Below are 20,365 nucleotides of genomic sequence, written 5' to 3'. Positions count from 1 at the left end.
ATGCAACAACTTGAAAAATTTGTATAACACTCTTCAAACGAGCTTTCGAGTTTATATTTTATGATTTACTGCTCTCATATAATCAATAAAAAACATCGCCTAATAATAGACGATGCTTCTAATAGTATTGAATTAAACATTCTTCATATCAATATAAAATCGTATTTCTCCATCTATAGTAGATACTCCATAGTCAAAACCATGTCTTTCTAAAATGCTTTTTACGATCGCTAAACCTAATCCTGTACCTGAATGGTCTTTACTGCGAGAAGATTCTAAGACGTAAAAAGGTTCCCAAATTTTATCGATATCTTTCATTTGCTCAGTGTTCATACCATTTTGAATTTGAAAATATATATTTTCATTTCGATTTTCTAAAGTAATTTTTATATTTTGATTTGCTGTATATTTTATCGCATTAGATATTAAATTTTGAAACACCATTCTCATTTTATTTACATCAGCATAAACAACTGCATCGCCAACATTATAGTTCACATGCAAATTAATTTCTTTCGATTCCAGTTCAATCTTATGCTTATCTAATATACTTTGTACTAGTGATTTAATATCGAATTCTTCTTTTTCTAAAACATCTCTTTCTAGTTTAGAAAATCGTAATAACTCTTCAATTAGGTTTGAGATGTGATCAGTTTGTTTTATGATTGTATCTATGTATGTACCATCATCTAAACCATCTTTTATTCCCATAGAATATGCTTTCACTAATGCGATTGGAGTTTTTAATTCATGCGTCACATCACCCATAAATCGTTTTAAATGTTCATTTCGATCTGTTAAATCTTCATGCGCTTCATGTAGTTTCTCACTCATAATATTAATACTATTAGCTAAGTCCCCTATTTCATCATTTGTTTTCACTTTCGCTCGTTCAAATTTCAAATTTGAAATATCTTCTGCAACATTACTTAATTCTTTCAATGGTCTGGTGATTGTTGTTGAAAGTATCCATACAAGTACGATAATGAGAAAAATCGTAATGCCAAAAATATAAAAATAAAATGAATTTAACGTTTTTATTACTTCATTAGAATTTGCGATCGAAACTCCTACCAAAATTAACATATCGTCTTTCGCAATGTATTTCACAAAAAAACTAGATTTAATCTTTTCTTGATCATATATTTTATTCGCTTGCCCGAAGTTCTTTACTTTCATTACTTCTTCTTTTGTAATCCAAAGTTTATTAAGGGCAACCCTTTTCCTTGTAAGTTGCATACGTAACTCATCATTAATTTGATCTTCCGAATTGTTAATCAATGTATACGCAATCGTAACATTTCCTTTATTTTCAATACTAGTAATTGCTTCATCCAGTTGTTTGCTCGGTATGGACTGTATTTGTGCTGTAATACCTTCTAAACTTTCTCGCGTTTTGTAAATATTATATTTCGGTAAAAGATAGTTAATTAATAATAAAGAGATTGTAAAAATAAGAATAACAGTTAAAGAAATGCTGAGAAATAGCTTTTTTCCAAGTTTATTCACTCTGCTCCTCCAAACTATATCCTAAACCACGATGCGTCTTTATAATATTTTCTCCTACTTTTTTACGTAATCTTCTTACATGTGTATCAACAGTTCGCTCTTCTCCAAAATAGTCAAATCCCCATACGATATCTAACAATTTTTTACGAGTTAAAATCATGCCTTTATGATTTAAAAAACATTTTATTAATTCTAGCTCTGTTTTTGTAATATCTAACTCTTTGTCATTTTTATAAACTTTATTTTTAGTGAAATCTATTTTCAAATCTTGAACTTGAATGACATCATTATGCTGTATAAGCTTTTTCGCCCTAGTTATTAATACGCCTGGATGAAATGGTTTTTTTACGTACTCATCTGCACCACTTTGAAGCGCCGCTAATTCGTCTTCGCTTTCACTTTTCGCCGTAAGCATTAATACTTTAACGCTTGAGTTCTTTTTTATTTCCTGACAAACAGTAATACCACTATGTTTCGGCATCATCCAGTCTAAAACAGCTAAATCAATTTTTTCATCATAAAATATTTGAAGTGCTTCTTCTCCATCTTTCGCTAATAAAACTTCGAAGCCTTCTTTCTCGAAATAAGCTTTTAAAATCCTTAACATATCTTGTTCATCATCTGCTATTAATACTTTCATACATTATCCTCCATTGCTTTTAAACAAAAACCAATTGTATTATATAACTTCTTTGTTACATAAATGTGACAGAAAAATATTTAAACTTTTTAAGGGTATAGTAAAGACGAGGTGTTGTACTATGATTAAAAAAATCGGGTTCATTACTCTTCTTTGTTTCTTATTATCAACAAATGTGTTCGCAAATACAAATCAACAAATTGAAGTGTTTGATTGTCAAAAAGAAATGGTCGTTCAAAAACAATCTTTAGATCCAGCTATCCAAAAAGAAGCTGTTCAATATGCTAAATCCATTACTGGCCCGTTCAAAAACTTAAACGTCGTTCCAAAAGATGGTCACATGATAAAGATCCCTTTATCTAAACCAGTTTCTATTACAAATCAATGGTTACATACAACAATTGATGAAGTACTAATTCTTCTACCGCTTAATCAAAAGCCTTATATTATGCTTTACGATGATGAAAACAACCCGCATTTTTATTATGTGAAAGGTGATCCTGTATTACTATTGAAACAAATGAATGTTAAAACATAATTGATTAGCAAAAAGAGACTTCATAAGCTTATTTTTCGAAGCTGGGGTCTCTTTTTTACTAATATAATACTTTATAGTGACTAAATCCTTTATATACTTCCCCCTTCACAAATCCATTTACAGTATAAAACGCATCGCCTTGCTTTGTATCTGTATGTAAAACAACCACTTTAAAATACTTTTCCGAATGAGATAATAGCCGGTTTAATAACAAGTTCCCTAGCCCTACACGACGATAGTCCTTTGAAATATAAAATCTCCTTACCCTACCAATCTTATTGTTTTCTGTATATGGATCCTCATTTAGCCCTCCTATTCCAATTAACTTTTCCCCTTGAAAAATCCCAAATAAGCATTCACCATTTTTATTAAATGTGTTTATTTTATTTTCATATTCACTTATTAGTTTTATTAGGAAATAAAACCCTTCGTCTTTGCTTTCTTGAACAAGGTAATCGTGTTCGTATATCATTAAATCTTCTATTTGTTGAATATGTATATCTTTCAAGTGATTTCCCCCTTAATTTGAAAATACATAAAAATGCTCAAGAATCATTTATTCTGAGCATTTTTATGGTTGTTACTTTATTCAATTCGTAACATGCGTATTCTTCACTTCAGATGTAAATCGATAATATAGTTGTTTTATTTTATTATGAAAATATAAGAGCCTTGCTACACTCTAGTGTGTGGTAAAGCTCTTTAAAGTTATTTAATTTCTATACATATAAAGATATTTGTACTCAAAAAATCATTAATAAAGTTGTTTAATTCTTATTGAACTAAGGCAATTGTTTGTTTAAGTGAATACTTTTACATTTATAATGTCTCTCAAATATAATATTAGTTTATATATTCACTATTCTTCTCTAACAGGTTCATGATAAATTATAATTTGTTAATCGATATGTTTGTGTAACCACTGTTCAAATATCTTGAACTGTTCTTCAGTATGAAAATAATGTTCACCTGTCTCCATGACTTCTAATTTACAACGATGTTTTTTTGTAAAATAGTTAATAGTTTCAAATTCGCACAGTTCATCCTTGGATCCGTACATAATATATGTATCTGTATTCCATGTATTAATAGGATGTTCTTTTACATAACATAAATAATCCCAATATAACTTTTGACCAATCGGTGTCTCTATAGTCATTTCTTTTTGCAAAAGCTCTGGTGTTACATTAAACCATTTCATCATATTTTCGATAATTCGTTCCATATTAACTACTGGTGATAAAAATAATGCCTTTTCTATCACATCATTTTGATAAGCTAAAAGGCTAAAATAAGCTCCTATACTACATGCAAACACGCTTACTTCTTTCCAATGTTCTTTTGCGTAATTCATAATTATAGATAATTCACTAACACAAAACTGTACTTTGCAAGGAGTATTATCATTTTTTCTGTCTCCATGCTCAGGTAAATCAAAGCTTAATACTTGATAACCTTTTTGATTAGCTTCTTCAGCTAATATTTGAATAACTGCATCTTCCTTATTTGATATATTTCCATGTACTGCAATAAAAACTCTTTCACTTTTATCTCCCCACAAAACCGCGGGAATATTACTAATGTTAAAATTATCTTTCAGCATATTTCCTCCGTGGAATAAGATATATAGGAATTGGCAAAAAACTGCACACACTTAATAATCCTCTACTCAGTTTTTAAAAAAATCAAACTATTACTAATTTATCACAAATGATTCTACTCCGTTCGTGGAAGAAGGATTTTTAAAATATTATATGATTTTTTAAATGACTTTATAATCTCTGCACAGTAGGCAATATCCCCTTTAGCTCCATTAAATCATCTATTACTAAATCCGCCTGCGCAAGTTCATCTTCTTGTGCAAAATCAAAATTACATCCAATCGCAATCAAGCCATTATCTTTAGCTGCGTTTATATCAGATAAACGGTCCCCAACTACCGCTGCTTCTTTTATCTCATATTTGTTCAAAATACTTTTTACTAAGTCACTTTTATTAAGTGAGTTTATTTGTTCAATACTAAACGTTTCAGTAACCCACTGGTCTAAAGAATAATAAGATACGATTGCTCGTAAATATTCAGTTAAACCATTACTAGCAATATATATTGAACAATTATTTTCTTTTATGTATGTAAAAACTTCTTTTACGTTCGGATATAAAGCACCTTTTCCACTCTTAATGTTTTCAATTAGTCTTTCTAAAAAATATGCATCTGTTTGTTCTCTTACTTTAAGAGAATGATGCGGTAATAAAGCTTCCCAAACTTTCGGTAATGGCACACCCATAATTTCACGATATTTTTCAATAGGTGTTACCGTATCCCATAACTGTAATGATCTTAAGTGATCAAATGTATCATCTAACGATAATTCTAAAATTTTATCTGTCTGAAATAACGTTCCGTCCATATCAAAAATTAATGCTTGTAACATGTCATTCTCTCCTTTTGAACTATAAGTATTACTCGATATATTTTTCAGCATCTCCACGATAATTTCTGAACAATAATTTGCGGCAGTTTTCGCGAAGTCATCATAGGAAACTTGCGCTTCATCGTCTGCACTGTCAGAAATACATCTTATAACGAGAAACGGTACTTCATTTATGTAAGCAACATGTCCAATTGCTGCACCTTCCATTTCTGTACAATGCGGCGCATATTCGTCTATTAATTTCGCTTTTAGTTTTGAATCTTCAACAAAACATTCACCGCTGACAATTCTTCCTTCATGAACCTCTATATGTAAACTACTACTATTGCATGCTGTACGTGCTAACTCTATTAATTCCTTACTTGCATTAAATTCTTCTTGGAACGGGAATAAGTTTTTCATTTGAGTTTTACTTACATCATGATGGGTAACATTCGTTGAAATAACTACATCACCAACTTTTACACCCGGGTGTAATCCGCCAGCAATACCCGTATTGATAATAGCATCTACATGAAATTTATGAATTAATGTTTGCGTACATGCGGCTGCATTTACTTTTCCTACACCACATCTTGTAATAATCACTTCAGTTCCCATGAATTCGCCAATGTAAAAAGGCATTCCCGCAATCGTCTGTTCCTCTTGTATAGCTAGTTTTTCTAAAAGTAAGTCTATTTCAATTTGCATTGCTCCGATAATGCCGATTCTGTTCATGTATCTTGTCCCCTTTTTCACTCTAAATAAGCCTCAAATATTCATCAATATCTTTAGAAATTTGTCTAAAAGCTTTATCCCAGAACGCATAACCTGTTATATCTATTTCAAAATGTTTTTTCATAAGCTCTTCCACTGGAGCTTTTCCTGTTTCTCGTAAAAACTCTTTATATTTCGAATGAAAAGTACTTTTACTTTCTTGAGCTATTTCTAATAAACTAAAACTAGCTAAATACCCAAATGTGTATGGATAATTATAAAAAGGAACATCTACAATATAAAATTGAACATATTTCATCCAAACAAACGGCTGATATTCTGATAATGCATTCCCGTATGCTTTTTCTTGCGCTGCTATAGATAATCTCTCGATTTCATCAGCACTTAAAGGACCTTCTTTACATTTTTCATAAAAATTCTTCTCAAATTCAAATGATGCTCGAATTGCCATTACATAATTACAACAGTTTCTTATTTTCCAACTAAGCAATGACTTTTTCATATCTATACTATCTGTTGTTTGAATTAGATAGTTTATAAGCACGGTTTCAAAGAATATAGACGCCGATTCAGCCGTACTCATTGGCAAATAATCATCTAAAAAAGAAGAGGATTGCTCAAAACTCATATTATAAAAGTGCCAAGCATGTCCTAGTTCGTGTGCAAGTACTCTTACACTATCAATACTTCCGTCATAACGCATAGAGATCCGTGATTCTTTTTCACCGAAGAAAGGAGCACAAAAGCCACCTGGTGGTTTATTCTCTCTCGGTTCCGCATCTACCCATCCATTCTCTATTGCATTCCGTGCAAATTCTGCTAATTCTTTATCTATATTTTCAAACGCATCGTATATGCTTTGAAGTGCTACTGAAAAAGGGATATTAACCTCATTATTTTCCTTTACTGTCATAAGTTCATGCCATGTAATTGAAGATTCCCCCTTCTTATACACGTTTAAAGCACTTACTAATGTATCAAGATTTTCTTCTGTCGCATTCCACATTTGTAATAATACAGTTTCAGAAATACCATTCGCATGTAGAGATTGAGTTAAAATCACTCTATCTTCTAATTCATTACTCTTTGTATTGCGTAATCTCCCTATTTGATTTAAGACAGTAGCGAAGATTTCTTTTTCCTTATGTAAGGCACTTGTTAATAACTCGAATACTTCTAATCTTTCCTTTTCATTATCACTATTCATTTCAATATTATTTGCTTGGCCAAATGATAATTGCTTATTATCGTGCTCTATTTCTATTTTATTCCTTAATTGTATGTACATATTTTCCCATGCGTTAAGTTCATCTTTTATTAACCTAGTATTAATATTATCGGAAGTTTCCACTTCACTTTTTTGTATTACTTGCTGCACTTCTCTTTTCAGATTTTTTACTGTAGCAGTCAATATGGTAAGATCAGATGAAACACTTTCTTCAGCTGATCGGCAATACAAAAAGTATTCTGCTTTTTCAATAGCTTGTATAAGTTTTGAAAGAATCGCTACATCTTTTGTCGCATAATATTGTTCTTTCAGCCCCAATATTGGAGTTAGAATATCCTCAATCGGATACAATCGATCTAAATCCCACTTAGCAATTTCATTCACTTTTATAGCCGCCTCCTATTTTTACAAATAGTTACAGATGTTTCTCCCCACACAATTATAAACGAAATGTAAAAATTTTAATATCTTTAAATATTTCGATTTATACAAACACATTCTTATTTATATTCTTTTCTTCTGCTACTGAAACTCACATAACATAAACATATGAATGCTACGGCTACTGGAATCAGTATTACTCCTCCAATAAAAGGATAAACTACTATACAACATGTAAAAGCTACTATAGAAAAAATTTTACCTAACCTATTCTTTATTAATTTCATTCCAGAAGCAGTACCTACTATGTATGTAACAATCCCTAACGAATTCGGTATTAAAACAATTTTATCTATACTAATATGGAAAACGAAACTTATTAACAAACCTATTATTGCAATACAACCTACAACTTTTACTGCATTTATTGGTGTTTCTCTTTTTTTATTAATATGTGCTAAATAACGCGGTGCAACTTCTTCTTTTCCTAGTGAATAACCTAGGCGCCCCATACTTGCGATAAATGCATTTGTCGTCCCTAAACAAATGATAAAAGCTACAAATCCAATTATCCATGAAAATTGGCCGCCTAATGTTTGCTTGATTACAAGCACGAGAGCTGTCGTATTATCAGTATTTATATGATAAGATTTCGTTCCAATTACTGATAATGCAATACCAATATATAAAACTCCAATAATAACGATCGCAAATCCCGTAGATAAAATAATATTTCTTTTTCTAGGTGTTTTAAATTCTGGAGCCAAACTTGCAATGGCTTCCCAGCCGAAAAAAGACCAAAAAATTAATAAAGATGCATCTAAAATCGAATTTATTTTTTGCATATAAATATATACATTTATATTTTTCATTTCAATATAAGGTAGTGAGCTAATAATCGTTACAATTAAAATAAAGAAAGTTAATACACCAATACACACTTGAAACCAACCACTCATTTTTAACCCGTATAAATTAAAACCAATTGAAATACTTAAAATAATAAGCGCTATAACGTAAGAGAAATATGGTGATAAAGCAAACACTCTCACTATATACATTCCACCAGTCATTGAGACTACGATTTGACCAACACTACCCGCAATAAAAAAACACCATCCTATAATAGCACCTATATTTTTACCGAAAGCTTTTTCTGCAAACGTGGCAATTCCACCTGCACTTGAGTACTCAATCGATAAAAAAGCGAACGTAAATGCAAGTGGAATACTAAGTAATATCATAACAAGCCAAGAAACAATCGCATTCCCTTCTGCTACACTCGCGGTCATACCAGGTAATATAAGGATTCCCGATCCTAAAACTGCTCCGACATATAAGACTGTTCCCCTTTTAATAGAAATTGTTTCGTCAAAATGATTAGACATTACAAGCACCTCCATTTATATTTTAATTATAGAAAGTTATCAGTCTATTCAATATACAAAATTGTATGTATTTTTACATAAGGCTTTATATTATGTATTTGTTTAAGAAATTTACTTTCAATTTTGCAAAGGAGCATAATTCATGGATGAAATTGATAAGAAAATAACGCTATTACTACAAGAAGATGCCAGAATGACAATTACAGAAATGACCGAACACTTACACCTCAGCCGCCCTAGTGTTACCGAAAGACTAAAGAGATTACAAGATACTAGAATAATTGAAAAATATACCGCACGGATATCATTAGATGCAGTTGGAAAATCAATTCAAGCATTTTTAAGAATTGAAAATCTAAAGATTCCTTGTAAAAAATTTGAGGAGAAAATCTACGAAGAATATAGAATACTCGAATGTCATCGAGTAACAGGTGAAAGTAGCTATTACTTAAAAGTAGCGGTTCACTCTATGAAGGAATTAGAGGAATTAATTGATTTCGTTATACCATTTGGAACAGTCAAAACTTCGATGATTTTATCTTCACCGATACCATATCGACCGATTATTACTGATTAATAAGAAAAAGGATTGATCAAAAGATCAATCCTTTACTCTACCTCATTTAAGAAGAACAATGTTAATGCACCAGGTCCTGTATGCGCACCAATTGCTGCTCCAATTGTATTTATTATAAATACTTCACAGCCAAATCTTTCAGTAATTAATGCTTTTAATGCTTCAGCTGTTTCTAAGTCATCACCGTGAGTCATAGCGATTGTTTGACCTTTAAGGTCTTTTCCGCGCTCTTCCATAATATCTACAATTCGGCTTAGTACTTTCTTTTTCCCTCTTACCTTTTCAAGTGGTACAAGTTTTCCTTCTTGCACGTTTAAGATCGGTTTAATGTTTAGTAAACCACCGATAAAACCAGCTACTTTACTTAAACGCCCACCTCTCACTAAGTACTGTAAGTCAGCTACTGTGAAGATATGTTCTATATGGTTCATTAGAAAATCAACACGTTTTAAAATATCTTCTTTGGATGCGCCGTCTTTCGCCATTTTAGCAGCTTCTAATACGACAAGCCCTTGACCAAGCGAAGCACATTTCGTATCAATAATTTCTAAATCTAAATCAGCATATGTTTCTTTCACTTCTTCTTTAATAACAACTGACGATTGATATGTACCAGACAGTTCAGATGAAAAAGCTAAATATATACAAGGATTACCTTCTTTTGCATAAGAAATAAATTTTTCTTGGAAAGTTTCAAGTGAAGGCAATGACGTTCTATAAACAGCGCCTTCTCTCATGTTTTGCAATAATGTAACTGACTCTAATGTAACTCCATCTAAATACTCTGTTTCTGCTTCATCATAAACACGGAGTGGAATTAAATCAATATCATATGCTTGCAGCAATTCTACCGGTAAATCCGCCGCACTATCCGTAATGATTTTAACACCCATTTTTAAACCTCTATTCTGTTATAAATATAAAAAATATAAAATAAAAATAGTACTTTTAAATTATATACGTAAAACTTAAATGAAGAAAGGAAAAGACTTTATATTGTATGCACTATTCTTCAAAACTTGAACTGTTATTAAAAATCATTCCATTTTAACCATTTTTTTATTGTTATTTTTTCTATAACACAAATAATTTTATGGGAATTTTACATAATTGCATTTAAATTATTTAATTTAGGATAATCTTTTCAAATTTATACTGTTTAAAATTTAAAAGCTAAATCCAATAAAGTAGTGCTTTGTTTTACTGAAAAGAGGTTGCGGAAACAACCGCCTATTTATTTGGAATAAAATAAAACTTTTATATAAAGGGTCCATAATTAAATACACTTAACTTCATATGATATATTGCATCCTTTCTTTTTAGAATGAGTAGTCATTACTGAAGGGCACTTTTCGAAGTGCTCTTATATTTAAATCCCTCTTCCTTTCCCCCTATTTCAAGAGGAGTTTTTGACTAAATCTTAATACGATTTGTATCACTCAGGCTGGCAATTACCACATTTCCTTAATAGTTTCAATTAATACAGTAGCTGCTAATTAAAATAACTCTATGATCTCTATACGCATAAACTAATTTTCATTTTGACTATGTAACACTAAATTCACAAGATTATTATCCTCTGTTTGGTGAAGCCATCATTTCAATACCAGCAAACCCATACCTTCAACTAATAACTTAAACAAATGTGCTATATCAAGGTTCTTTTGATATAGCATCTTATGTTTTATATAATGAAGATAGCGCTAATATTCCGAAGGAGGATGTATATGAGTATTCAATTGGCCACATCTAACGATTTAGAATGGATTAATAATCAATATGATTCAATAGGATTTGTACGAAGTGATTTAAAAAGTGATAAAGTTGCAATTATTACATACAACAACGAGTATGCAGGTGTGGGTCGATTAGTCCAAATAGATGAAGATACTATAGAAATGGGCGGGATTTTTATTCTTCCTAAATTTAGAGGTCTACAATTAGCTAAGAAGCTCGTGTCATTCTTAATACAAACTGCGAAAACATTAGAAATACAAAACGTATATTGTCTTCCTTTTGAAGAACTCGAGAGTTTTTATAAAACATACGGCTTTACTGATGTTGATACAACGAAAGAAATCGTCCATCCAATTATTCTAAAAAAATATAATTGGTGTTTAGAAAATTATGATAAACATGTATTACTATTTAAATTGTGAGTCCTGTAAAAAAAGAAGTGAATACACTTTATATTACACATCAGTTTATAACAAGTAATTATCAATGTTTTTTATTAAATACTTAAATCAAACCACATATAATCCAAATTTTATGTCTGTTTTTAATAAGTGTTAGTAAGTTTGTTATCAAACATGTTAGCACTTATTTTTTCATAGACCTAAATAGATTCATATAATAAAGTAACTATCCCCGTTAGCAAAAATTAGTATTCATAAATATTACACTGAATTTATTGAGGAAAAACCATTTGTAGCATTTAGAGAATATATTCATTTTTATTTCATTCGTACTTGTACTTCCTGTTCTTGTATTACTTGAACGACTAATTCCAGTACAATATTTTGCATTAATTGATACACATTATTATGAAATGTACTTTGTTCTGATATGTATTCAATACATTGATAAATATAGCCTTCTACAAATAAGCTCCCTTTTTCAACTGTAAATGTATTTTGTCCATTTTTTATTACTTTTGGCACTAAGAATTCAGTTTTTGTCAAAACAATCTCCTGTTCCACCTCTTTTATTCCTATGACTTTTTCTTTAAATACAACTTTTTCTCGTAAAATAATTTCACCTTTATATTTTCCTATTTCTATTGGTAGCTTGGCTGTTATAACATTATTTATTTCTCCTTCATTTTCACCCTCTAATACTATGCTATGTATTGGGGTCCATGAAGATGTCTCTACCTTTTTCTCTTCAATATTCCCTATAACTTTTTTATTATATAATTCCATAAGCACTCTCTTTTCATGAAGATTAAAAGAAACTATTTCACAATAAGCCTCCGAATGATACTGTTGTACTGTAGTTAATAACTTAGAATCTAATTCACGCCTACCTACATCTTTTTCATTTTGAAAAACAAACGCTTCTTGATTTTTTATGTTTATTTTTGGAAATATTTTAAAACTTGACACTTCAGAAATAATAGAAAATGGTGTTTTCACTACCATTGAACGCACTGAAGATTCTAATTGTGATTCAGATGTTGCATTTTCTTTCTTTACTTCAGATACTTCTTCTTCTTTCTTTACTTCAGATACTTCCTCCTCTTTCTTTACTTCAGATACTTCCTCCTCTTTCTTTACTTCAGATACTTCCTCCTCTTTCTTTACTTCAGATACTTCTTCTTCTTTCTTTACTTCAGATACTTCCTCTTCTTTCTTTACTATTCTTTCTCGTGAATTATCTTGTTTATTCAGATCTTTATACTTGTGAATTTCATCCCATAGCACCTTACCAATCCATGGCTTATTCATCACCATCCCCCCATCTAATAAAATTCAGGAAAATATGTTATTTTACACGTATTCATTTTCATCATTATATATGTTTTATAATAATAAAAAAGACATTGTCTTTTTATTAAAGACAATGCTTTTTTAGTCTTATACTTGTACTTGTTGTACTTGTAAAACTTTTAAAGTAAGATCTAGTACAATTTTTTCACGAAGAGTTCCAAATGGCTCGTTTAATTCTGTTGGACAAGGTGAAAAGTCTAATTCGAAAAATTGTGCGCTTACTAATTCACAATATGGTTGTTCATTATAAAAAACTGTATTTTCGAAGAAGTATTTGTCTAAACGTGGTAAATCACCATTTTTAGGATTAATAAAGTGAGATGTAGTATCTGAGGAAGAAGCTACTACAGCTTGTGATAGAAAATCAGCTGCTGTTAAATCTGCAAAACCAGAAAATGGAACATTTGCAATACGATCATATAGCACTCCATTACACTCATCATTTGCATATTCAATATTTTTACGAATATATCCTTGTACAAATAATTTTGCTCTTGTAACTCGGCGGTAATTTGTACCTGGTACTGGAGTAAATGCTACAGGAACTAACTTACATTGTGTTAAAAATACATTTTTTAACACACGTTTAATCTCAGTTGCTGGAGGATCTAATGAAATATCAGATTCTACAACAATTTGAATTGTTCTTTCTGCTAATACAACTGGTATTTTTACAATCGGTGTTCCTGGAGTAAGAATTGGTGTTGCAGCTGCATCACTTAATGGCGTTTGAGTTTGTCCATCTACCTGACATGGTACATTAATTGGGCATTGTTCGCTCATATTTTATAATCTCCTTTATAAAAAAATTAGAGTTTTTTAACTCTCTTTACTGTATATGTATTTTTTCTATTAATGCGTGGGTTTGTATCATAGTCACTTTTATCATTTGCAAATAAAGATAGTATTCTATCTTTAATAGTCAAATACACACAGTTTAATATAATTAGTTTTTATGAATATTTACCTATTAAAAAAATTCTTAACTATTATCGCGGAAAAACACCATAATATGTTGATTAAGTTCAATAGTAAAAAGGATATCCATATTTTCGAAGAAACTTTCAAAAATCTATTCTTAAATTTATTAAGACAAATAAAATTAATTTTGTTAATTTCTTCATTCCATAATATCTATGCAACAGCAAATTAATATTGGATGCACCTTATTGTTAAAAAATAAAAACCGACTTTTTCAAGTCGATTTTTATACCCAATTTGTAATTAAAAAAAAGAGTAATTAACACGAATTTTATAGGATTTTCTAGACTTTTTCTGTTGTACAATTGTACAAATTCATTCATTTACCTATTATCCACAAAATAAGCATCATACGCCTTATCAAAAACATATCCTAGCTTTTCTGCTAGTTTAGCAGACGTAGTATTCGCTGCATCCCAATTTGGATATATTCTTTTTTCTAGACAGTCCAAGATTAGCGCTGCACTAACTATAGTCGCCAACCCTTTTCTTCTATGATTGTGATCAGTCGCCACTTCAATTTCAATGCCATTATCATAAATACTATACGATGATGCACCACATACAACTTCATCTTTATATAAAACGCTATAACCTATACCTCGGTTTATATAATCTTCCACCGTTTGAAATTGACTTGTAAAATCTTCAGAGACCTTATGTAATGTGGGAATATTTACGATATGTTCATCTATTTTTCGTAACTCGTATCCTTTTGGAAGCGCTGATATAAAAGATTGTAATTTTGAATGATTAAAAACTTCCGCATTCCGTTTGAACTTATAGCGTAAAAACTTATCTATTTTTCTTTCGTAACATGTTTCTAAACGCTTTTTCCACTCTTCACTATTTACGATTACTAACATTCTATCAGGAATGTTACGTACTAATTCTTCAGTTTCTTTCGCATTCGAATCACCAGCGTAAAATGTAAAGATCCCTACCGTAACTTGCGCTACTGTTGGATTTTCAAGATTATTTACCCAAGCAGTACCCATATGTCCTTGTAAATAAGAAAGTAAAACAACGTTATTGAAATCCTCGAACATAGTAACTAATTTTTCTCTCGTATGTATACTCGCTTCATATATCATGTACATTCCCGCTTTCTTTGGAATCAGTTTAACTCTACTTTTCATATATAAACAAAAGTTTATTAAACTATATATAATCGTAAAATATTCGTAAATATAAAATTATTATAACATCTAATGAATAGTAAGCGACTGTCCTGTATAAAGGTTAACAGTAAATATACTTAATAATAATTTGCAATCTACATGTAACCGATTATCATCTTTTATTATGTAATACCCCTCAATACTCGTTTGAGGGTTCATTTAAATACGTATGTTATAACTCATTCTTATAAATATATGATTCTGTTCCTCCAATCTTATATACTTTAGTCAATTTAACAACTGACTTGTACGTATTATTGTCATTCGTCACCATCTTTTTCATCTCTTCTATTTCAGCATTACCAGTTCCACTCTCGATTTTCAAACAATTCGAAATATTGAGGTACCCACTCGATGCGAAAAGAATAATAAACGTAAGATCAGGGAAATTAATGAACAGTATTCCAAACTTTAAAGGATTCGTAGCCGTATCAGATAAAACTAATTGAAAGTTTAATAGTTCTGGCACTTGAACAAAATCTTTAGAAACAATCGCTTCACCTATTATAGTAATTTGCTTTACGACATTCCCCATCTCATCTATAAATTCAGTACAACTAGGTGCATCAATTGTTTTTGCTTGTAGTGATAAATTCAATTCTGGATTGTAAAAGTCAAAAAAGAGTGTACTACCCTCTGTTAAACATTGCGGACAAACATTTCCAAGTAAACTAAAATCCTCTTCAATAAATTTAACTTTCGTTTTACAACTACAAACTTTTCCTATTCGAATTGCATCAATCCTAGAGCAATCTACAAAAATAACCTCATTGTCCTCTTGTACGAAGGATACGATACCATTCCTCTTATTAAATGAAAGAAAATAAGATACAACAATTTCGTTTCCGGCGATTACAATACTCTCAACTTTTGTAAAAGGCTCTAGACTTCGCAAAAATTCACAAATACTATTTTGGCAGCATTGATAATTTCGTTTCGGCTCACAACCCACTTACACTCCATCCCTTTCCTATATGTTTTATCTAATACATATAATATGAACGGAGCATAAAAAAGCTTGGACAATATAACTTTAACTCAGGAATATAGGTACTTACTTATCACATTAATAATGAAATTACGCCAATAATGAGTAATAACACATAAATTTCCCTATAAATACATATAACAATTTCATCTTTCATGAAAAAAACGTTATAATAAGGTGTAGCCTCTACGATTACGTTATAAAGGAGAATAAAACAATGGCTAAAATTAAAGTATACCAAGCAAAAGAAGAAAATATGGATGCAGTAAAGAACATCATTGATGTTGAGGAACAAAACCCAACTGCTGAAAACTTACAAAATCTATATGCATGTGTATTAGAAACAGAAGATATGGCATTGCCTGAATCATACATTGAAGAAGATATCTTAATTGATTCTATGGAAGTTATGGTTAACGCTTCTCAAAACAAACTAAGAGACTTAGGTGCATACGATGTAATCGAAGTTCAAAACAAAGGTAAGAAGACACAAATTTTATTATTAGCAGACGAAGAATACGAAATTATCGAAGGCTAATCTAAATCCGTACATACGAAAAAGCTCCTTTCCAATTGGAAAGGAGCTTTTTCATTACGCTTTTGATGTTTCACTCTTTTTATTCGTTTGTTTTTTCTTAATTACCATACGCTCATTTCCCATAAAGAAAATAAATATGAATGCTAGACCTGCTGGTACCAATGCCCACATAAATGTTTGAACGATGGAGCTAGAAAGAGCATCAATAATTTTATCTAATATTTGCGGCGGGATTTGAGATCTTGCCGATTCTGATAGAATAGCTCTTGAATCTCCTAAAGCGTTTGTATTCATTCCTCCGCTCATACCTTTAAAAGCTTCTTCTAATTGATCTTGGAAACCTGTTCTTTGAATCATTCCGAAGATTGTAATACCAAGTGTCATTCCTAGTGAACGAATGAAATTACTCGTTGAAGTTGCAGAACCACGCTGCTCCATACCGAAGTTGTGAATAGCTGCCATACTTAGTACAGAGAATGAGAAACCTACTCCAAATCCAATAATAATCATATAAACCGTTAATAATATACGACTTGTTTCTGGCGTTAATGTGCTTAATAAGAATAGTCCAATTAGCATAATAACAGCAGAAATAATCATAATGTTTCGGTAGCTAAGCTTCGTCGTTAAAAATCCACCTAATTGAGCTGTTACGACTGATCCTAACATCATCGGTAAAAGTAATAATCCTGAGTTTGTTGCGCTACCACCGTATACACCTTGAATGAATAACGGTATGTATACAGTTGCTGACATGAACGCAGCACCGTAACATAATGCAATAATGGTACTCATTCCGAATAAACGTTGTTTAAACATTTCAAATGAAATGATCGGTTCTTCTACTTTACGTTCAATAAAAATAAATGCAATAATTAAAATAGCGAATCCGCCAAATAAACTTAAAATAAAGTTAGAATCCCAATCATACTTTTGTCCACCTAGTTCTAAAGCAAACATTAGCGAAACTACTGCACCAACTAAAGTAATTGCGCCAAACCAATCAATTTTTTGCTTTCTATGAACTCGTGATTCTTTATAAAAGAATGTAATAAAAATAAGTGCTAAAACGCCAAGCGGTAAGTTAATGTAAAATACCCAGTGCCAGCTTATGTAATCTGTAATATACGCACCAAGCAACGGACCAAAAATACTTGATAAACCAAATACTGCTCCGAATAATCCACCCATTTTCCCGCGCTTTTCAGGAGGGAAAATATCAAAAACGATTGTAAACGCGATCGGCACTAATGCCCCGCCGCCAATACCTTGAATGGCACGATAAATACCTAACTGTGTAATATTTTCAGCAGTACCACAAAGTGCCGAACCAATCATAAAGACGATTAAACCGAAAATAAAGAATCTCTTTCTACCATACATATCTGATAGTTTTCCGAATATCGGCATACCTGCCATTTCTGCGACCATATAGGCAGAAACGACCCATACAAAATTTTCAAGGCCTCCTAAGTCACCAACAATCGTTCCCATCGCTGTTACGACAATGGTATTGTCCATTGATGCCATTAAAATACCTAGCAATAAGCCCGCCACAACAAAGCCGAGCTTATTATTCTTCTCAACCATAACCTTGCTCTCCCTCGTACTACTTATATTTGTTTATGTTCTTTTACGACTGCATTACCTTTTTGGTTAAAACTAGTATAATATTCTACAACACTAATTTCACATCCTGGACCAATGGTAACGTTGTTTCCTCTTACAACTTCAGCAATCGTATGCTCTAAATAAATTTCATCTCCTTCAATGATAGACGTTTGGAGGCTTCCAGCATGACTTGTAAATGGAATAAATCTCGCTTTTTTATGAACGGTAATCTTCTTACCACCAATCTCTCTTACTTTACTTCCTTCATAACGAAGTGAAATATCAATATTTTCAGCATTAAGTAATCCATCACTTTCAAGGCCACCAGTTAGTGATAGTTCTTCAACTTCAATATCTCCTTTCACATTTAAAGCGCCTTTCACATCTACGAAATCACCAGTAAACTTCCCTTTAACTTCTATCATACCTCTTACTTTCGTTTTTTCAATATGGGCATCACTATTCATTTGTGTATTTCCGTATACTTTTACATATTCAGCAGTTACATTTCCTTGTACTTCACTATCTCCATACACGACATAATTTTTCACTTTCATATTACCGCGCACTTCACTCGTTCCGTACGTTTTAAATTCATTACAGCTCATATCATTAGAAATCGTTCCTTCACCGCGAATCTTCACTTTGTTATAATCCCCGCCTGCTGAACTACCAGAACCATTGACAGTAAGACTATGTTGATGTTCCATATTATTTTCTCCCTCCCATTAAACCTGCTTCATTTCTTTTACATTTGCGTTTTTATCAACAGTAAGAACACCAGTATATTCAATCAATTCAATCTCACAGTTCGCTCCTACTGTAACATTGTTTCCTCTTACCGTTTTTATGTGAGCATAATCAATATCGATATTGTCACCTTCTAATAGTTCAGCCTCTAATTGCATACCAAATACCGATTTAAACAGTCTACTAAAAGTACTTAGTCTATGTTTTACTTTAATCGTTTGACCACCAATTTCTTTCGCTCGACATGTACCGTGAATATTAATATTTATTTCATCGGCGCTTAATAATCCACCAATTGTAAATTGTCCTTCTGAAGAAAAAGTATCCACTTCACAATTACCATCAATCGTTGCTTGACCGTTGATTTTAAATTCTTCACCAGTTACATTTCCACCTATCGTACCTTTTCCTGCAATTTTTAAACTGTTCGCCTTCACATCTTGCGTAATTGTTGCTTTTCCATCAATTCGCATCGTTTCCGCAATAACTGTACCATCGACTTTACCCGATCCACTAATTCTTGCATTGCTACTTTTCAAATTTCCAGTAACAGCACCGTAACCGTTACATTCAAATTGATCACATTCAACATTTCCATTAACAGTACCTTTTCCATTTAATTGCACTTTAAGAAACTCGCCGCCATTCGATGAACCGTAACCATTTATAATCAAATTATCTGTACGCATACTTTCTCCTCCACTACAACAGTTTCGTTTTTAATGCTTCGGTATATTTCATAATCGCTTCGCGTAAAACTATTTTGGTACCTTTTTCAAAAATTAAATCGTCCACGTTTGAAACTAAGAAACATGTAGAAATCCCTAACTTTCGGACGATGATTAAGTCACAAGTTTTATGCTTAATCGCCTCATAATTTTCACGTAAAACTTGCAAGACCATTTTTCCTTCTTCTAAACTAATCTCTCCCGATTGTAGTAATTCTTCTAACATATACACATAAAGAATATTTACAAATTGAAACTCTGTTGTTTTATTCGTTTGTTCTATGAAGAATTGTAAAACTGGCTCTGATGCAATTCCTTTACGTAAGACGTCTTCTTTTGTTAAAAGAATTTCTCTTACACTCGGTGAAAACATATTTGCTAGTTCATCAAGTGATAAATCTTCTTTCATCGTTTGGATTTTATCAATACGCTCTAATATCTTTTCTTTCGGAAAAAATGTCTCTTGACCCGTGAATGTTGATTTTCGTACAAACCAATCTTCCGGTATTAAATTTTTTCTTTTCCACCTATATAACTGTCCGTATGAAATACCAGTTAGTTCTAATAAATCTTTTTTTGAAATTAAATCTGTACTCAACTGTATAACACTCCTTCCTGATAACAACGTAACATAACACTGTTACGTTGTAAATAGACTTTTATCATAAGTAGCGTAACAATGTG

At 31.4% G+C, this 20,365-nt stretch carries 20 protein-coding genes; 4 read left to right on the top strand and 16 right to left on the bottom strand.

Translation table 11 applies throughout. The features are described from left to right. Window positions 1-132 precede the first annotated feature (132 nt). Both DN393_RS12435 and DN393_RS12430 read right to left on the bottom strand, forming a co-directional pair. Window positions 133-1,509 carry a sensor histidine kinase gene (locus DN393_RS12435; protein ID WP_098102870.1) on the bottom strand — a complete coding sequence of 459 codons (1,377 nt, stop codon included), beginning with the start codon at window positions 1,507-1,509 and terminating at the stop codon, window positions 133-135. Further along, the gene (locus DN393_RS12430; protein WP_098102871.1) at window positions 1,502-2,149 is read right to left on the bottom strand and encodes a response regulator transcription factor; all 648 of its coding nucleotides are present in this window, start codon (window positions 2,147-2,149) and stop codon (window positions 1,502-1,504) included. Before DN393_RS12430 ends, DN393_RS12435 begins: the two co-directional genes overlap by 8 nt. A gap of 121 nt (window positions 2,150-2,270) precedes the next feature. Here DN393_RS12430 and DN393_RS12425 point away from each other — a divergent pair, with 121 nt between their 5' ends. Beyond that, window positions 2,271-2,687, top strand: coding sequence for a hypothetical protein (locus tag DN393_RS12425; protein WP_064475544.1), 417 nt, complete (start codon window positions 2,271-2,273; stop codon window positions 2,685-2,687). A 58-nt stretch (window positions 2,688-2,745) separates the two neighbouring features. Here the strand turns inward: DN393_RS12425 and DN393_RS12420 are convergent, their stop codons facing one another. The 5 genes from DN393_RS12420 to DN393_RS12400 all read right to left on the bottom strand — a co-directional run bounded on the left by DN393_RS12420 (window position 2,746) and on the right by DN393_RS12400 (window position 8,836). After that, a complete protein-coding gene (locus DN393_RS12420) occupies window positions 2,746-3,195 on the bottom strand; it encodes a GNAT family N-acetyltransferase (RefSeq protein ID WP_064475545.1) in 450 nt (149 codons plus the stop codon). A 390-nt stretch (window positions 3,196-3,585) separates the two neighbouring features. Continuing rightward, complete coding sequence (locus tag DN393_RS12415; RefSeq protein ID WP_154131823.1) at window positions 3,586-4,290, bottom strand: alpha/beta hydrolase; 705 nt, start codon at window positions 4,288-4,290, stop codon at window positions 3,586-3,588. Window positions 4,291-4,459: 169 nt separating this feature from the next. Next, a complete protein-coding gene (locus DN393_RS12410) occupies window positions 4,460-5,839 on the bottom strand; it encodes a 5'-methylthioadenosine/adenosylhomocysteine nucleosidase (protein ID WP_064475546.1) in 1,380 nt (459 codons plus the stop codon). A 22-nt stretch (window positions 5,840-5,861) separates the two neighbouring features. Then, window positions 5,862-7,451, bottom strand: a complete 1,590-nt coding sequence (locus DN393_RS12405; protein ID WP_064475547.1) for a M3 family metallopeptidase — start codon at window positions 7,449-7,451, stop codon at window positions 5,862-5,864. A 116-nt stretch (window positions 7,452-7,567) separates the two neighbouring features. Further along, complete coding sequence (locus tag DN393_RS12400; RefSeq protein ID WP_149173541.1) at window positions 7,568-8,836, bottom strand: APC family permease; 1,269 nt, start codon at window positions 8,834-8,836, stop codon at window positions 7,568-7,570. 142 nt (window positions 8,837-8,978) lie between these two features. On the opposite strand from DN393_RS12400, the gene DN393_RS12395 reads away from it, so the two are divergent. Beyond that, complete coding sequence (locus DN393_RS12395; protein WP_098111695.1) at window positions 8,979-9,413, top strand: Lrp/AsnC family transcriptional regulator; 435 nt, start codon at window positions 8,979-8,981, stop codon at window positions 9,411-9,413. Between the two features lie 32 nt (window positions 9,414-9,445). Here the strand turns inward: DN393_RS12395 and DN393_RS12390 are convergent, their stop codons facing one another. Beyond that, on the bottom strand, window positions 9,446-10,306 hold the full coding sequence (locus tag DN393_RS12390; RefSeq protein ID WP_149173540.1) for a DegV family protein: 861 nt from the start codon (window positions 10,304-10,306) through the stop codon (window positions 9,446-9,448). 834 nt (window positions 10,307-11,140) lie between these two features. Between DN393_RS12390 and DN393_RS12385 the strand changes: the two genes are divergently transcribed. Then, complete coding sequence (locus DN393_RS12385) at window positions 11,141-11,572, top strand: GNAT family N-acetyltransferase (RefSeq protein ID WP_076538304.1); 432 nt, start codon at window positions 11,141-11,143, stop codon at window positions 11,570-11,572. A gap of 297 nt (window positions 11,573-11,869) precedes the next feature. Here the strand turns inward: DN393_RS12385 and DN393_RS12380 are convergent, their stop codons facing one another. The 4 genes from DN393_RS12380 to DN393_RS12360 all read right to left on the bottom strand — a co-directional run bounded on the left by DN393_RS12380 (window position 11,870) and on the right by DN393_RS12360 (window position 16,018). Then, window positions 11,870-12,868 (bottom strand): BC_2427 family protein, encoded by a 999-nt coding sequence (locus DN393_RS12380; protein ID WP_472926284.1) that lies wholly within the window; start codon window positions 12,866-12,868, stop codon window positions 11,870-11,872. Between the two features lie 123 nt (window positions 12,869-12,991). After that, window positions 12,992-13,687, bottom strand: coding sequence for a CsxC family protein (locus tag DN393_RS12370; RefSeq protein WP_002013348.1), 696 nt, complete (start codon window positions 13,685-13,687; stop codon window positions 12,992-12,994). 521 nt (window positions 13,688-14,208) lie between these two features. After that, window positions 14,209-14,979 (bottom strand): GNAT family N-acetyltransferase, encoded by a 771-nt coding sequence (locus tag DN393_RS12365; protein WP_000638757.1) that lies wholly within the window; start codon window positions 14,977-14,979, stop codon window positions 14,209-14,211. Between the two features lie 259 nt (window positions 14,980-15,238). Then, entirely contained in the window at window positions 15,239-16,018 is a 780-nt protein-coding gene (locus DN393_RS12360) for a BC_2878 family exosporium-associated protein (RefSeq protein WP_064475551.1), read from the bottom strand. Window positions 16,019-16,271: 253 nt separating this feature from the next. Between DN393_RS12360 and DN393_RS12355 the strand changes: the two genes are divergently transcribed. Then, complete coding sequence (locus DN393_RS12355; RefSeq protein ID WP_001062728.1) at window positions 16,272-16,592, top strand: hypothetical protein; 321 nt, start codon at window positions 16,272-16,274, stop codon at window positions 16,590-16,592. A gap of 54 nt (window positions 16,593-16,646) precedes the next feature. On the opposite strand, the gene DN393_RS12350 is transcribed toward DN393_RS12355, so the two are convergent. The 4 genes from DN393_RS12350 to DN393_RS12335 are packed head-to-tail and all read right to left on the bottom strand — an operon-like array spanning window position 16,647 to window position 20,279. Beyond that, on the bottom strand, window positions 16,647-18,182 hold the full coding sequence (locus tag DN393_RS12350; protein ID WP_000229631.1) for an MDR family MFS transporter: 1,536 nt from the start codon (window positions 18,180-18,182) through the stop codon (window positions 16,647-16,649). Between the two features lie 23 nt (window positions 18,183-18,205). After that, a complete protein-coding gene (locus tag DN393_RS12345) occupies window positions 18,206-18,913 on the bottom strand; it encodes a cytoplasmic protein (RefSeq protein WP_098103611.1) in 708 nt (235 codons plus the stop codon). Between the two features lie 18 nt (window positions 18,914-18,931). After that, window positions 18,932-19,642, bottom strand: a complete 711-nt coding sequence (locus DN393_RS12340; protein WP_098103612.1) for a bactofilin family protein — start codon at window positions 19,640-19,642, stop codon at window positions 18,932-18,934. 13 nt (window positions 19,643-19,655) lie between these two features. After that, window positions 19,656-20,279, bottom strand: coding sequence for a YhbD family protein (locus DN393_RS12335; protein ID WP_149173538.1), 624 nt, complete (start codon window positions 20,277-20,279; stop codon window positions 19,656-19,658). Window positions 20,280-20,365: the final 86 nt, after the last annotated feature.

The organism is Bacillus sp. BPN334, from assembly GCF_008368885.1.
Lineage (GTDB): Bacteria > Bacillota > Bacilli > Bacillales > Bacillaceae_G > Bacillus_A > Bacillus_A wiedmannii.
Note: the sequence above shows the minus strand (reverse complement) of the source record. Positions and strands in the feature narration are given on the sequence as shown.